The organism is Streptomyces sp. NBC_01276 (genome assembly GCF_041435355.1).
Lineage (GTDB): Bacteria > Actinomycetota > Actinomycetes > Streptomycetales > Streptomycetaceae > Streptomyces.
Genome location: NZ_CP108442.1, coordinates 2,389,006 through 2,403,725, shown reverse-complemented (window position 1 = coordinate 2,403,725; position 14,720 = coordinate 2,389,006). Strand labels below are relative to the sequence as shown.

Genomic DNA, 14,720 nt, shown 5'->3' with positions numbered 1-14,720 from the left:
GCCCCCGCCGACCCGGGGAAGGGTGGGGCGCATGGCTTCCGACACCCAGGGCTTCGACTACTCGGACCTCTCCGCCGTCTTCGTCAACTGCACCCTCAAGCGCTCGCCCGAGACCAGCAACACCGAGGGGCTGATCGCGAAGAGCCGTGCCGTCATGGAGGCGGCCGGCGCACGGACCTCACTGGTGCGGGCCGTCGACCACGACATCGCGACCGGGGTCTGGCCCGACATGACCGAACACGGCTGGGAGAGCGACCAGTGGCCGGTCCTCTACAGCCAGGTCATGGACGCCGACATCCTCGTGCTCTGCGGCCCGATCTGGCTCGGCGACAACAGCTCCGTCATGAAGCAGGTCATCGAGCGGCTCTACGCCTGCTCCTCCCTGCTCAACGACCGCGGCCAGTACGCCTACTACGGGCGGGTCGGCGGAGCGCTGATCACCGGCAACGAGGACGGGGTCAAACACTGCGCCATGAACATCCTCTACAGCCTCCAGCACCTGGGCTACGCCATCCCGCCCCAGGCCGACGCCGGCTGGATCGGCGAGGCCGGCCCCGGACCCTCCTACCTGGACCCCGGATCCGGCGGACCCGACAACGACTTCACCAACCGCAACACGGCCTTCATGTCCTGGAACCTCATGCACCTGGCGGCCCTCCTCAAGCGCGCGGGCGGCATCCCCGCGCACGGCAACCAGCGCTCCCTGTGGGACGCGGGCTGCCGCTTCGACTTCCCGAACCCGGAACACCGCTAGCGGTGCGGCGTCCCGGGCCGGGCCGCCGGTTTCAGCAGGTGTTCGGGTGCGCGACGTCCACCACGTACCGCTCGGGCGAGTGGAGGACCGTGGTGGTGAAGGCGGGCTTGGTGTCGAAGGCGGCGCCGAAGGTCACGTACCCCTCGTAGTCGCCGGTCAGGGCGAGGCCCTTGAGCTTGCTGAGGTAGATCTTCTGGAGCTTGGGCCCCTGGTAGACGTTCTGCCCCGCGTCGTCGTGACCGGCGGCGGGGTGCAGGCGGATCTCCAGGAAGTACTTCCCGGCCAGCGGGACGGGCTTGCCGGACCCGTCGTAGACCAGCTGGGAGACGGGCGTGACGGTGACCGGGGGCACGGAGCCCTGGAGGTCGATGACGATCCGGTCGTACGTGCAGTGACCGCCCCAGCGGGCGTTGACGACGAGCGGGGTCGGGGTGCGTACGGACGGAGCGGCGGACGCGGCGGCCGAGGCCGGTGCGGCGAGCGCGAGCCCGGCGGTGAGCAGGGCACCCGTGGCCAGGGCCACGGCCCGGCGGCGGCGCGGGCGGTTCAGGTGACGCATGACGTCCCCCCGATTCTCGTGAGACGGGGACTGGCTGTCACCGGGTAAGACACCCGTGCGGTGCCCGCGGTTCCCTCAGTACGCGAGGAGGGCGCTCAGCTCCGCGTCCAGGTCGTAGTGGCGCCGTTCCTCCCCCCGCGGGACCAGCTCGGTGAGCCGTCGGCACAGCTCGCGCACGTCCTTGGCGCGGGCGGAGACCACACAGCTCTGCGCGCCGTTGCTGAAGGCGAGGAACACGCGCGGCTCGGTGCCCCGCCGCATCGGCCACACCTGTATGTCGCCCTCGCCGGTGGCGCAGGTCTGCCCGTCGAGCAGCAGCTCGCGCGAGAACACCCAGCGGGCGAGGTGGGTCCCGGCGCCGCGGAAGTCGACGGCCAGCTCGTACGGCCGGTCCGTGCGGTAGACGAAGGCGCCGACCAGGGGGACGGACAGCGGCGCGGCTTCCAGCCGGAGCGGCAGGACGCGGTGTTCGGTGGTGGCCATGCTGGCTCTGCCTCTCTTCGCGCGGGTGGCGTTCCGTTCACGGACCCCCTCCGGGAACGCTAGTCGACGCCGGCGGTGCTCCCCGGGGCCAAAGGTCCCGAGCCGGACGGGCCGCAGGGCCTGATTCCGGGACCCCCCGGGGCCGCCGCCGAGGCCGGAGCGAAGGGGTCGCACCGCTCAAAGGCCCCTGAAACCAGTGCGGTTGACGCCATTCCTGCCGTGTTCATGACTACCTCCTCGCCGGTGGGGCCGATCGTAGCGGGACGCGCACGAGCCCGCCCTCCGGGGGAGGGCGGGCTCGACGGGTTCAGGAAGCCGCTCCGGTCAGCACTCGATGACGTTGACCGCGAGGCCGCCGCGCGCGGTCTCCTTGTACTTGACCTTCATGTCGGCGCCGGTCTCCTTCATGGTCTTGATGACCTTGTCGAGGGAGACCTTGTGGCTGCCGTCGCCGCGCATCGCCATCTTGGCGGCGGTGACGGCCTTCACCGCGGCCATGCCGTTGCGCTCGATGCAGGGGATCTGGACGAGGCCGCCGACCGGGTCGCAGGTCAGGCCCAGGTTGTGCTCCATGCCGATCTCGGCCGCGTTCTCGACCTGCTCCGGGGTGCCGCCCAGGACCTCGGCGAGGGCGCCGGCCGCCATCGAGCAGGCCGAGCCGACCTCGCCCTGGCAGCCGACCTCGGCGCCGGAGATGGAGGCGTTCTCCTTGAAGAGCATGCCGATCGCGCCCGCGGCGAGGAGGAAGCGGACCACGCCGTCCTCGTCGGCGCCGGGCACGAAGTTCATGTAGTAGTGCAGGACCGCCGGCAGGACGCCCGCGGCGCCGTTCGTGGGCGCGGTGACGACCCGGCCGCCCGCCGCGTTCTCCTCGTTGACCGCCATCGCGTAGATCGTCGTCCACTCGCTGCGGTGCATCATCGGGTCGCCCTCGGTGCGCAGCTGGCGCGCCGTGGAGGCGGCGCGGCGCTTGACGCGCAGTCCGCCGGGCAGGATGCCCTCGCGGGACATGCCGCGCGAGACGCAGGCCTGCATGACGCGCCAGATCTCCAGGAGCCCCTCGCGGATCTCCTCCTCGGTGCGCCAGGCCTTCTCGTTCTCCAGCATCAGGGAGGAGATCGACAGGCCCGTCTCGTTGGCGAGCCGCAGCATCTCGTCACCCGAGCGGAAGGGGTACTTCAGCACTGTGTCGTCGAGCTTGATCCGGTCCTCGCCGACCGCGTCCTCGTCCACGACGAAGCCGCCGCCGACCGAGTAGTACGTCTTCTCCAGCAGGGGCGCGCCGGACTCGTCGTAGGCGAAGAGGGTCATGCCGTTCGCGTGGTACGGCAGCGAGCGGCGGCGGTGCAGGATCAGCTGGTTCGGCTCGTCGAAGGCGATCTCGTGCCCGTCGCCTATCTCGGCGCCCAGCAGCCGCAGCCGGCCGCTCTGGCGGATGCGCTCCACCTCGGCGTCGGCGCTCTCGACGTCCACGGTGCGGGGGGAGTGCCCTTCCAGGCCGAGCAGGACCGCCTTGGGGGTGCCGTGGCCGTGGCCGGTCGCGCCGAGGGAGCCGAAGAGCTCCGCGCGCACGGACGCGGTCTGGGCGAGGACGCCGTCCTTCTTCAGCCGCGTCGCGAACATGCGCGCCGCGCGCATCGGGCCGACCGTGTGGGAGGAGGACGGGCCGATACCGATGGAGAAGAGGTCGAAGACGGAGATGGCCACTGGCGGACTCCCTTGTCTGCTCGTGGGTGGGGAGGGGGGCAGGAGAGGTGGATCTGGGGGGTGGATCAGAGGGGTGGATCAGAGGGGTGGATCCGCGGATTTTGTCCGGCAGTCGAGCGTATCGCGTGGAGATGAACGGTTCGGCTCCCGGACGGGTCCGTCAGACGTGAGACAGCTCGCGCTCCGGTGTCGTGGAGCCCCCGGCGGGGCCTCCGGTGCGGTCCGGCAGCGGGTCCGGGCCGATCAGGCCCGCCTGGTGGGCCCGGACACCCGCCCGGACAGCCCAGAAGTACGTGACGAGCGCCATGGCGGCCACCAGGGCGACGTCGACGCCGCCGGGCAGGACGCCGCGGCCGCCGAAGTCGGTGGAGCCGAGGTGGGACAGGAGGGACAGTGCGCCCAGGAAGAAGACGATCCACCAGGCCGGGGCGAACTGGCGCAGGAGGTCCCGTTCGCCCTTGCGGTACAGGACCAGGGCGGCGATCGGGGCGGCCAGCAGGGTCAGGGCGGTGACGATGCCGGTGTTGGGCCACTGCGACCAGTAGAGGGCGCAGGCGGCGAAGACGAAGGTCAGCGGGCACAGGACCTTCGCGGCGGGGAGCCGGAAGGGGCGGGGCAGGCCGGGCCGGGTGCGGCGCAGGACGCCGACCGCCACCGGCCCGATCAGGTACGAGATCACCATCGCGGCCGAGATGACCGGGGCCAGGGTCTTCCAGCTGTGGCCGACGGTCACCAGCAGGAGGACGGAGAAGCCCAGGTTCGTCCACATCGCCGGGCGGGCGGTGCCGTAGACCGGGTGGGTCTCCTTGAGCCGCTTGGGGAAGAAGCCCGTCTCGGAGAGGTTCTGCACCATGTACGCGGCGGAGGCCACGTTGGCGATGTTGGAGCCGGCGGGGGAGATGAAGGCGCCGAACTGGAGCATCACCACCACCCAGTGGATCATCAGCAGCTTGGCGAGCTCGGCGAAGGGGCTGTTGAAGTTCACGCCCGACCAGCCGCCGGCCTGTGCCAGGTGCTCCGGCGGTACGGATCCCAGGAAGGCCGTCTGCAGCGCGAGGTAGATCACCAGGCCCAGGGAGAGTGCTCCGACCAGGGCGATCGGGATGGCCCGCCCGGGGTTCCGGGCGGCCCCGCCGAGGTTGACCACGGCCTGGAAGCCGTTGAAGGCGAAGACGACGCCCGAGGTGGTGACGGCGGTCAGGACGGCCGTCCAGCCGTTCGGGGCGAAGCCGCCGTGGGCGCTGAAGTTCTCGGTGTGGAAGCCCGAGGCGACCAGGGCGATCACGGCGAGGACCGGGATGGCGAACTTGACCAGGGTCAGACCGGAGTTGATCTTCGCGAGGAGCTGGACCGACCAGTAGCAGGACAGCCACAGCAGCACGGTCAGCGCGAGCGCCACCGCCATGCCGAAGGCGGTCAGCTCGTGGGACCCGGCGTCCACCAGGTCCCCGGCCCAGCCGAAGCTCCACGAGGACATGTACTGCGTCGCGGCGATCGACTCGATGGGGATCAGCGAGGCGACCGCGATCCACACCGCCCAGCCCGTGATGAAGCCGAGCACCGGGCCGTGCGACAGGGCGCCGTAGCGGGCCATGCCGCCCGGGATCGGGTAGGCCGCGCCCACCTCGGCGTAGGTCATGGCGATCATGCCGATGAAGACCGCGCCGATGACCCAGGCGACGAGTGCCGCCGGGCCCGCGACCTGGGCGGCCGTGCCGGCGCCGAAGAGCCAGCCGGAGCCGAAGATCGAGCCGACGCCGATCATGATCAGCGCGAAGAGGCTGAGCCCCTTCCGGTTCGCCGCGCTCATGTCCATGGAGGGTGTCCGTCCTGAGGGAGATGCCTTTATTGCGACCCTATTTGCCGATTTTTGAATGTTTCAGAGCCGATAGGTGGCATCCACCAGGGACTTAGGTCACGAAAGGGGCCCGACCCCGTGGAAACGCGGCCGGGCCCCACCGCGGCTGGTTAGAGCGACGGGTACAGCGGGAACTTCGCGGCGAGCGCGGAGACGCGCGCCTTGAGGTCCTCGGCGTCGTATGAGGGCTTCAGCGCCTGCGCGATGATCTCGGCGACCTCGGTGAAGGCCTCGGCGTCGAAACCGCGGGTGGCCAGCGCCGGCGTGCCGATCCGCAGACCCGAGGTGACCATCGGGGGCCGCGGGTCGTTCGGGATCGCGTTCCGGTTGACCGTGATGCCGACCTCGTGGAGGCGGTCCTCGGCCTGCTGTCCGTCCAGCTCGGAGTTGCGCAGGTCGACCAGGACCAGGTGCACGTCGGTGCCGCCGGTGAGGACGTCCACGCCCACGGCCTTGACGTCGTCCTGGACCAGGCGGGCGGCGAGGATCTTCGCGCCCTCCAGGGTGCGCTCCTGGCGCTCCTTGAACTCGGGCGAGGCCGCGACCTTGAAGGAGACCGCCTTGGCCGCGATCACGTGCTCCAGCGGGCCGCCCTGCTGGCCCGGGAAGACCGCGGAGTTGATCTTCTTGGCCAGCTCCTGCGTCGACAGGATGACACCGCCGCGCGGACCGCCGAGGGTCTTGTGCGTGGTGGTGGTGACGACGTGGGCGTGCGGCACCGGGTTCGGGTGCAGACCCGCGGCGACCAGGCCGGCGAAGTGCGCCATGTCGACCATCAGGTACGCGCCGACCTCGTCCGCGATGCGGCGGAAGGCGGCGAAGTCCAGCTGGCGCGGGTACGCGGACCAGCCGGCGACGATCAGCTGCGGCTTGGACTCCTTGGCGAGGCGCTCGACCTCGGCCATGTCGACCTGGCCGGTCTCGTCGACGTGGTACGGGACCACGTTGTAGAGCTTGCCGGAGAAGTTGATCTTCATGCCGTGGGTCAGGTGACCACCGTGGGCCAGGTTCAGGCCCATGATCGTGTCGCCCGGCTTCAGCAGCGCGAACATCGCGGCGGCGTTGGCCTGCGCACCGGAGTGCGGCTGGACGTTCGCGGCCTCGGCGCCGAACAGCGCCTTGATGCGGTCGATCGCGATCTGCTCGACCACGTCGACGTGCTCGCAGCCGCCGTAGTAGCGGCGGCCGGGGTAGCCCTCGGCGTACTTGTTGGTCAGGACCGAGCCCTGGGCCTCCATGACGGCGACCGGAGCGAAGTTCTCCGACGCGATCATTTCCAGGGTCGACTGCTGGCGCACGAGCTCCGCGTCGACGGCGGCGGCGACGTCCGGGTCGAGCTCGTGGAGAGGGGTGTTCAGAACGGACATCAGGATCCCCTGGGGTGTCAGTTGTCGGAGTGGGTGAGCGCGGCGTACTCGTCGGCGGAGAGCACGTCCTTCGGCTCCTCCGAGAGGCGCACCTTGAACAGCCAGCCACCCTCGAACGGAGCGGTGTTCACCAGGGCCGGGTCGTCCACGACGTCCTGGTTGAACTCGACGATCTCACCGGAGACGGGGGAGTACAGGTCGCTGACCGACTTGGTCGACTCCAGCTCGCCACAGGTCTCGCCCTCGGTCACGGTGTCGCCGACCGCGGGGAGCTGGGCGTAGACGACGTCACCGAGCGCGTTGGCCGCGAACTCCGTGATGCCGACCGTCGCGACGCCGTCCACGGCGTCCGACAGCCACTCGTGCTCCTTGGTGTAACGCAGCTGCTGGGGGTTGCTCATGACCTGATTCTCCTGGATGCGGGGGAGTGGATGTGAACAGTGGTCTCGCGGACCGAGACGGGCGCCGGGGCGCCGGAACACCGCCGTACGGCCGGCCGTACGGCGGTGCTGACTACTTCTGCCGCTTGTAGAACGGCAGAGCCACGACCTCGTACGCCTCATGCGTACCGCGAATGTCCACGCCTACGCCGGAGGTGCCGGGCGCGGCGTGCGCCGCGTCGACGTAGGCCATCGCGATCGGCTTGCCCAGCGTCGGGGACGGGGCGCCGGAGGTGACCTCGCCGACGACCTGTCCGTCGGCGACGACCGGGAATCCGGCGCGCGGGACGCGGCGGCCCTCGGCGATCAGGCCGACCAGCTTGCGCGGCGGGTTGGTGGCGGCGCGCTCGGCGGCGGCCTCCAGCGCGGCGCGGCCGACGAAGTCACCCTCCTTCTCGAACTTCACGACCCGGCCCAGCCCCGCGTCGAAGGGGGTGAGGGAGGTGGTCAGCTCGTGCCCGTACAGCGGCATGCCCGCCTCCAGGCGCAGCGTGTCGCGGCAGGACAGCCCGGCCGGCACCAGGCCGACGCCCTCGCCCGCCTCGGTCAGCGCCTGCCACAGCTCCACGGCGTGCTCCGGGGAGACGAACAGCTCGAAGCCGTCCTCGCCCGTGTAGCCCGTACGCGCGATCAGCGCGGGCACGCCCGCGACGGTGCCCGGCAGGCCCGCGTAGTACTTCAGGCCGTCCAGGTCGGCGTCGGTCAGCGACTTGAGGATGCCGGGGGACTCCGGACCCTGGACGGCGATCAGCGCGTAGGCGTCGCGGTCGTCGCGGACCTCGGCGTCGAAGCCGGCGGCGCGCTCGGTGAGGGCGTCCAGGACGACCTGGGCGTTGGAGGCGTTGGCGACGACCATGAACTCGGTCTCGCCCAGGCGGTAGACGATCAGGTCGTCCAGGATGCCGCCGTCCTCCTGGCAGATGTGCGTGTAGCGGGCGCGGCCGACGCCGACGGTGGAGATGTTGCCCACCAGCGCGTAGTCCAGGACCTTGACGGCCTCGGGGCCGGTCAGCGTGATCTCGCCCATGTGGGACAGGTCGAACAGGCCGGCCTTGGTGCGCACGGCGTTGTGCTCGTCGCGCTCACTCGCGTAGCGCAGCGGCATGTCCCAGCCCGCGAAGTCGGTCATGGTCGCACCGAGCGAGCGGTGCAGCGCGTCGAGCGCGGTCAGGCGGGGGGCAGTGCTCATGGGTGTGGCTCCCGGGTCCCAGGGCATGACATGACGAGGACGATCCTCCCCATCTGTCATCGGAACCTGAGAGGTTCGCCGAGAGTTCCCGCGACACGGCGGGACGCCCTGGCTTGCACCTTGGGTGGAGCGCGCGGCGGCCGTCGGGGGACGGACACGTCGTCGCTCGCTTTTCAGATCTGCCTCATCCACGCGGTACGGGGCCTGAGAGATTCAAGGGAGGTACTTGCTCCTTCGGCGCCCGGGCACGGCCTCACGGCGTGCCGGGACTCTCCCGCGCGGATTCAAGCGGCCGGTATGCAGTTGGTGTCCAGATGGCGCACATCATTGCACGGGACGCTCGGGAGCGGGCAGTGGGGCCCTGGAAGAAGGGACGGACCGGAACCGAGGCCACCGGATTACCGTCTCTTTACACTCAGTGGGCACGGGGTCCAGGCGACCCGATTCGGGGGGAGACGATCACTGTGCGGAGATTCGGAGTGCTGGCGGCGACGGGAGCGGTGGACGGGGTCCCGGCCCGGCGCAGTACCCGGCCGCGGCCGGCCGGCCGGGTCCGCGACCTGCGCGGCGCGGTGGTGGCCGGGCCGCGGCGGCTCGGATTCCCCGCCGGGGACATCGTCGTGGTGTCCGGCCTGCCCGGCGGCGGCAAGAGCACCCTGATCAAGCGGGCCGCCGAGGACGGCGGCATCGACTCCCAGGACGTCCGCGAACGCTGGGAGCGCCGGATGCCGGGGGCGCTGCCGTACGCCGCGTACCGGCCGCTGGTACGGGCCGCGCACTACTGGGGGCTGTGGCGGCGGCTGCGCACCGGGGACTCCGTCGTGGTCCACGACTGCGGCACCCAGATGTGGGTACGGGGGATGCTCGCCGCCGCCGCCCGGCGGCGGGGCCGGGCGCTGCACCTGCTCCTGCTGGACACCACGGCCGAGGAGGCCCGCTCCGGGCAGGCGGCGCGGGGGCGCCGGGTCTCGGCGTACGCCTTCGCGCGGCACCGGGGTGCGGTGGGGCGGCTGCTGCGGGACGCCGAGGCCGGGCGCCTGCCGGCGGGATGCGACTCCGCGGTCATCCTGGACCGCCGCGCGGCGGCGGCGGTGACGCGGATCTCGTTCTTCTGAGGGCGGTGAGCGGGGGGTGGGGACGCGCGAAGGGCGGTCGGGGTGGGGCGGTAGCCTCGGGGCGACATCGGGGCGGAACCGTACGGAGGCAGGGGTACATGCAGGGCAGCGGCTGGCCGGCGAACGAGTTGGAACAGGTCCTCGGGGCGGCGCTCGGCCGGCCGGACGCCGGACCGCAGATCCTGGATGCCCTCGGCCGCAGCCGGCTCTGGGTGCCCCTGCCCCACGGCGGCAGTCCCGACCACGCAGCCCTCGACCTCCCGACGATGCTGATCGGCGGGGAGGCGTACGTCCCCGTCTACAGCTCGGAGGCCCAGTTCCGTCACGGCGCCGGCCCCGCCATGGACTTCGCGATCGCCCCCGCCGTCGAGTTCGCCCGCGGCCTGCCCCCGCAGCTCGGCATCGCCGTGAACCCCGAGGGCGCCGTCGGGGTGCCGCTGCCCCCCGCCGCCGTCGCCCAGCTGTGCCGCGCCGGCCGGACCCCGCTCGACGGACCCGCCACCGGCGGCCGCGTCCGGCTCTTCGAGCCCGACTGGCAGGAGGACCCCGTCGACTTCCTGGCCGCCGCGGCCGAGGAGTTCCGCGCCACGGGCGTGGTCACCGCCGCGCACCGCTGCCTCGCCAGCGTCGAGGCCGGCCCCCCGCAGCTCTACATCGGCGTCCAGCTGGTGGGATGGGATCCCGGGACGCGGAACGCCCCGCTGGAGGCCCTCGGCCGCGCCCTGGCCCGCGTACCCGCGCCCTGGCCCGTGCAGTTGATCCTCCTGGAGGCGGCCGAGGACCCGGTCACGGACTGGATTCGTGAGCGCGTACGCCCCTTCTACCTTCCCTAGCGCCGCTTAAGCTGGTTGGTACGGGTGGACGACGGGCGGACGAAGAGGGGTACCGGGTGAGTGCGTCAGGCACGGCCGCGGCCGGGCAGGTCGAGCACATGCTGCGCCAGGTGACTCCCGGGCGCTATGAGAGTTATGAGTCATTCCTGCACGCCCTCGCCGAGGGCAGGCTGTGGATGCTGCTGTGGCAGGGGCAACCGGGCTCACCGGACGCCCAGTACGGCGGAATGGAGGTCGAGGGCCTCGGGTACGCGCCCTGCGTGACCTCGCCGCAGGAACTGGCCGCCAGCGGCTGGAACCGCGGCTACGAGGTCGTCACCGGCCGGGACATCGCCCGCGCCCTCTACCCCGACCGCTGGGGGCTGTGGGTCAACCCGCACGCCCCGGGCGGCGGCCTCGGCGTGCCGTGGGCCGACCTGCGCCGCGTCGCCACCGGCCTGGACCGCATGCCCGCGGGCCCGCTGCGGCTCTCCGAGCCCGCCCTGGAGCTCCCGCAGTTCTACGGGCTGCTGACCCAGCACGCGCACCGCACGCCGGCCGTCAGGTCGCTGCGCCGCGCGTGGGTCCAGCCCGCGCTCGGGACGGCCTACCTCGCGGTGGGGCTCGACCTGTACGACGCCTCCGCGCCCGCGCTGGAGTCCGTGCGCGAGATGATGCGCCAGTCGGTCGGGGCGGTCCCCGAGGGCGTGCCGGTGTGCACGGTCGCGCTGGGGGACGAGCACGACCCGGTGGCGATGTGGCTGCGGGCGCAGACCAGGCCGTTCTACGACCGCGAGGGCCAGGCCGCGGCGTACTGAGCCACGCGGAAAACCACTTGACCGGGTCCCCCGACCCGGATCGGGGCCCCGTGCCGACCCGTCTACAGGGAGTCGCGCGGGTGTGCCCGGGCCCCGAGACGGGCACCTTCGACGGACCTTCGGCCGCCGGGAACCACGGTTCCCGGCGGCTTTCTCCTTGTCCGGATATCACCCCTGTTGGGCGCCCAATTGGCGCACTCCTCCTGCGTGTTGGGCGTGATGTCCGTTTGCGTACCGAACGGACGGTCTTGCTCCGCTGAGCCGTGAGCGGAGTCCGGATAACGGGAACCGGGGCGTCAGATCACGGTTGCGCATCCATTCATCTGCGGGTCTGGCGGCTGGTCGAGCGCCCGATGAAGACTCCCCACCCAAGAGCCGGTCAGTCCTCCAGGGCGCGGCTCGGCACGTGGACTCGGCTTGTTGTTTCACACGGCACTTCCCGCACCTCCCGCACTTCTCGCACCTCGGCTGCACCGCACCTCGCTCCGCACAGCAATTCGCACAGCAGTTCGCATCACCCGCAGTCCGCAGTCCGCAGTTCGCACCTCCCACCGCACTTCGCACGCGTTCCACGTGTCCCGAGCACTCCGAGCGCCACTCCGCACCAACGCCGCCACAGCGGCGGGCATGGGCCGGCCACCCGTCGGCCGAGAGGGGTCCCCACCACGATGACGGCACCACTGCACGACACGAGCGCGGAAACGCCCGCACCCGTGTCCGTAGCCGACGTCCCTGCCAAGGCCATCGAAGGCCGCTCGCCCGGCCGCATCGCCTGGATGCGGCTCAAGCGCGACAAGGTCGCGCTGACCGGCGGCGTGGTCGTGATCCTCCTGATCCTGGTGGCGGTCTTCGCGCCGCTGATCGTGGGCCTGCTGGGCCACGATCCCAACGAGTTCCACGAGGACATGATCGACCCGGACCTGGGCACGCCGCTCGGCTCCTTCGGCGGCATCAGCTCCGACTTCCTGCTGGGCGTCGAACCGACCAACGGTCGCGACGTGTTCAGCCGGATCGTCTACGGCGCCCGCATCTCCCTGGTCGTCGCCTTCCTGGCGGCCTTCGTCTCGGTCGTCCTGGGCAGCCTGCTCGGTGCCCTGGCCGGCTTCCTGGGCGGCTGGGTCGACGCCGTCATCAGCCGCGTGATGGACCTGCTGCTGGCCTTCCCGCAGCTGCTGTTCACCATCGCCCTGGTCTCCGTGGTCCCCAACTCCCTCTGGGGGTTCGAGGGTTCGGGCGTCCGGATGGGCGTGCTGATCGTCGTCATCGGCTTCTTCGGCTGGCCGTACATCGGCCGCATCGTCCGGGGCCAGACGATCTCCCTGCGTGAACGCGAGTACGTCGAGGCCGCACGCAGCCTCGGCGCGGGCCGCGGCTACATCCTGATCAAGGAGCTGCTGCCCAACCTGATCGCGCCGATCCTCGTCTACTCGACGCTGATCATTCCGACCAACATCCTGACGGAAGCGGCACTCAGCTTCCTGGGCGCCGGCGTCAAGCCGCCCACGGCCTCGTGGGGAAAGATGCTCTCCGACGCCGTCCCCATCTACCAGGACGACCCCATGTACATGGTGGTCCCGGGTATCACGATCTTCATCACCGTCCTGGCGTTCAACCTCTTCGGGGACGGGCTGCGTGACGCACTCGACCCCAAGGGCAGCTGAACCGCTTCTTCGATTCACCCACCTATGGAGGTTGGACAACCGTGATCCGCAGAAAGCAGGCACTCGCGATCACCGCCGTGATCGCCGCCCTGTCGCTGACCGCCGCGTGCGGTGGCAACGACAAGAAGGCCGACAGCGATGACAAGGGCGACAAGGGCTACAGCGGTGCCACCGCCGCCGTGGTCAACGCCTCCGACGCCAAGGGCGGCGAGCTGAAGCTCTGGTCCCCGCAGGACGTCGACTTCCTCGACCCGGCGCGCGCCTACTACGGCTTCGTGTGGAACCTGCAGCGCCTCTACATCCGCCAGCTGTACGCGTACGACAGCAAGCCCGGCGCGGCCGGCACCAAGCTGGTCCCGGACCTCGCCGCGGGCGAGCCCGTCCTGAGCAACGACGGCAAGACGTACACCGTCAAGATCAAGGACGGCGTGAAGTTCGACGACGGTTCCCCGATCACCGCGAAGGACTTCAAGTACGGCATCGAGCGCGTCTTCGCGCAGGACGTGCTGTCCGGCGGTCCGACGTACCTGATCGACCTGCTCGACCAGGGCCAGAAGTACCCGGGTCCCTACAAGGACACCGACCCGAACAAGATGGGCCTGAAGTCCGTCGAGACGCCGGACGACCACACGATCGTCTTCAACCTGGCGAGCGCCAACTCCGACTTCAAGTACCTGCTGGCCATGCCGTCCTCCTCGCCGGTCCCGGCGGGCAAGGACGAGGGCGCCTCTTACACCAACAAGCCGGTCTCCACCGGTCCTTACAAGGTGGAGTCCTTCGCCTCCGGCAAGGGCGCGACCTTCGTCCGCAACGAGAACTGGGACCCGGCCACCGACACGATCCGCAAGGGTCTGCCGGACAAGGTCACCTTCACGGTCACCACCAACCCGGACGACATGGACCAGCGCCTGCTCTCCGGCGACATCGACCTCGCCGTCGACGGCACCGGTGTCCAGCAGGCCGCGAAGAACAAGATCCTCAAGGACTCGAACCTCAAGAAGAACGCGGACAACCCCTACACGGGCTACATCCGTTACTTCGCCTTCCCGCAGACGGTCGCGCCGTTCGACAACATCGAGTGCCGCAAGGCCGTCATCTACGCGGCCGACCCGAAGTCGCTGCAGAACGCCCGCGGTGGCCCGACCAGCGGTGACCTCGGCGCGAACATGCTGCCGCCCGGCATCCCCGGCTCGGACAAGAAGTACGACCCGTTCAACCTGACGGGCGGCAAGCCGCAGACGGACAAGGCCAAGGCCGCGCTCAAGGCCTGTGGCAAGCCCGACGGCTTCGAGACCACCATCGCGGTCCGCAACAACCGCGCCCCCGAGGTCAAGAGCGCCGAGTCCCTCCAGGCCGCGCTCGCCAAGATCGGCGTCAAGGCGACGATCGACCAGTACGACGGCAAGCTCTCCTCCTCCACGATCGGTTCGCCCGAGAACGTGAAGAAGAAGAACTACGGCATCATCGTCATGGGCTGGGGCGCCGACTACAACTCCGGCTCGGGCTTCCTGCAGCCGCTGGTCGACGGATCGTTCATCCTGCCGAACGGCAACAACAACTACACCGAGGTCAACGACCCGGAGATCAACGGCCTGTTCAAGACCGCCGCTGCCGCCGCCACCCCCGAGGCCGCCGCCCCGTTCTACGGCCAGATCAACCAGAAGGTCATGGAGAAGGCGCTCTACCTGCCGATCAACTTCGACAAGGCGCTGATCTACCACAACCCGCGTCTGACCAACGTCTACTTCAACGACTCGATGGGCCGCATCGACCTCGCGGTCCTGGGCGTCGGCAAGTAGTCGGACGGGCAGTCCGGCAAGCAGTACCGGCCCGCGAGGGTCCGTAAGACAGCAGCAACTACGCAAGTACGCAAGTAAGTGCCTTCACCGCACGTGCGCTAGTCCGAAGGGCAGGTGAAGGCCGCAGGCGGCGGCTGCCGTCCCCACGAGGGACGGCG

13 protein-coding genes and 1 riboswitch are annotated in these 14,720 nt (G+C 70.5%); of the genes, 6 read left to right on the top strand and 7 right to left on the bottom strand.

Features of this window, described 5'->3' with window-relative positions:
* Nucleotides 1-31: 31 nt before the first annotated feature.
* On the top strand, nucleotides 32-754 hold the full coding sequence (locus OG295_RS10080) for a flavodoxin family protein (protein WP_371676567.1): 723 nt from the start codon (nucleotides 32-34) through the stop codon (nucleotides 752-754).
* 31 nt (nucleotides 755-785) lie between these two features.
* On the opposite strand, the gene OG295_RS10075 is transcribed toward OG295_RS10080, so the two are convergent.
* From OG295_RS10075 to gcvT, 7 genes are all read right to left on the bottom strand, one after another.
* Nucleotides 786-1,313, bottom strand: a complete 528-nt coding sequence (locus OG295_RS10075) for a hypothetical protein (protein WP_371676566.1) — start codon at nucleotides 1,311-1,313, stop codon at nucleotides 786-788.
* A 75-nt stretch (nucleotides 1,314-1,388) separates the two neighbouring features.
* Nucleotides 1,389-1,796 (bottom strand): SsgA family sporulation/cell division regulator, encoded by a 408-nt coding sequence (locus tag OG295_RS10070; protein ID WP_371676565.1) that lies wholly within the window; start codon nucleotides 1,794-1,796, stop codon nucleotides 1,389-1,391.
* Nucleotides 1,797-2,120: 324 nt separating this feature from the next.
* Nucleotides 2,121-3,503 carry an L-serine ammonia-lyase gene (locus tag OG295_RS10065; RefSeq protein ID WP_266842415.1) on the bottom strand — a complete coding sequence of 461 codons (1,383 nt, stop codon included), beginning with the start codon at nucleotides 3,501-3,503 and terminating at the stop codon, nucleotides 2,121-2,123.
* A gap of 160 nt (nucleotides 3,504-3,663) precedes the next feature.
* Nucleotides 3,664-5,319 (bottom strand): APC family permease, encoded by a 1,656-nt coding sequence (locus OG295_RS10060; protein WP_371676564.1) that lies wholly within the window; start codon nucleotides 5,317-5,319, stop codon nucleotides 3,664-3,666.
* A 152-nt stretch (nucleotides 5,320-5,471) separates the two neighbouring features.
* Nucleotides 5,472-6,728, bottom strand: a complete 1,257-nt coding sequence (glyA, locus tag OG295_RS10055) for a serine hydroxymethyltransferase (RefSeq protein WP_371676563.1) — start codon at nucleotides 6,726-6,728, stop codon at nucleotides 5,472-5,474.
* 17 nt (nucleotides 6,729-6,745) lie between these two features.
* Complete coding sequence (gene gcvH / locus OG295_RS10050; protein ID WP_371676562.1) at nucleotides 6,746-7,129, bottom strand: glycine cleavage system protein GcvH; 384 nt, start codon at nucleotides 7,127-7,129, stop codon at nucleotides 6,746-6,748.
* A 112-nt stretch (nucleotides 7,130-7,241) separates the two neighbouring features.
* On the bottom strand, nucleotides 7,242-8,357 hold the full coding sequence (gene gcvT / locus OG295_RS10045) for a glycine cleavage system aminomethyltransferase GcvT (RefSeq protein ID WP_371676561.1): 1,116 nt from the start codon (nucleotides 8,355-8,357) through the stop codon (nucleotides 7,242-7,244).
* A 183-nt stretch (nucleotides 8,358-8,540) separates the two neighbouring features.
* A riboswitch (glycine riboswitch) is annotated at nucleotides 8,541-8,644 on the bottom strand.
* 171 nt (nucleotides 8,645-8,815) lie between these two features.
* Between gcvT and OG295_RS10040 the strand changes: the two genes are divergently transcribed.
* The 5 genes from OG295_RS10040 (at nucleotide 8,816) to OG295_RS10020 (ending at nucleotide 14,562) form a co-directional block, all read left to right on the top strand.
* Nucleotides 8,816-9,472 carry an AAA family ATPase gene (locus OG295_RS10040; protein WP_371681152.1) on the top strand — a complete coding sequence of 219 codons (657 nt, stop codon included), beginning with the start codon at nucleotides 8,816-8,818 and terminating at the stop codon, nucleotides 9,470-9,472.
* 98 nt (nucleotides 9,473-9,570) lie between these two features.
* Complete coding sequence (locus OG295_RS10035) at nucleotides 9,571-10,305, top strand: enhanced serine sensitivity protein SseB (protein WP_371676560.1); 735 nt, start codon at nucleotides 9,571-9,573, stop codon at nucleotides 10,303-10,305.
* A 56-nt stretch (nucleotides 10,306-10,361) separates the two neighbouring features.
* Complete coding sequence (locus tag OG295_RS10030; protein ID WP_371676559.1) at nucleotides 10,362-11,102, top strand: enhanced serine sensitivity protein SseB C-terminal domain-containing protein; 741 nt, start codon at nucleotides 10,362-10,364, stop codon at nucleotides 11,100-11,102.
* Nucleotides 11,103-11,770: 668 nt separating this feature from the next.
* On the top strand, nucleotides 11,771-12,763 hold the full coding sequence (locus OG295_RS10025; RefSeq protein WP_266842425.1) for an ABC transporter permease: 993 nt from the start codon (nucleotides 11,771-11,773) through the stop codon (nucleotides 12,761-12,763).
* Between the two features lie 41 nt (nucleotides 12,764-12,804).
* The gene (locus OG295_RS10020) at nucleotides 12,805-14,562 is read left to right on the top strand and encodes an ABC transporter substrate-binding protein (RefSeq protein WP_371676558.1); all 1,758 of its coding nucleotides are present in this window, start codon (nucleotides 12,805-12,807) and stop codon (nucleotides 14,560-14,562) included.
* The last annotated feature ends 158 nt before the right edge of the window (nucleotides 14,563-14,720 follow it).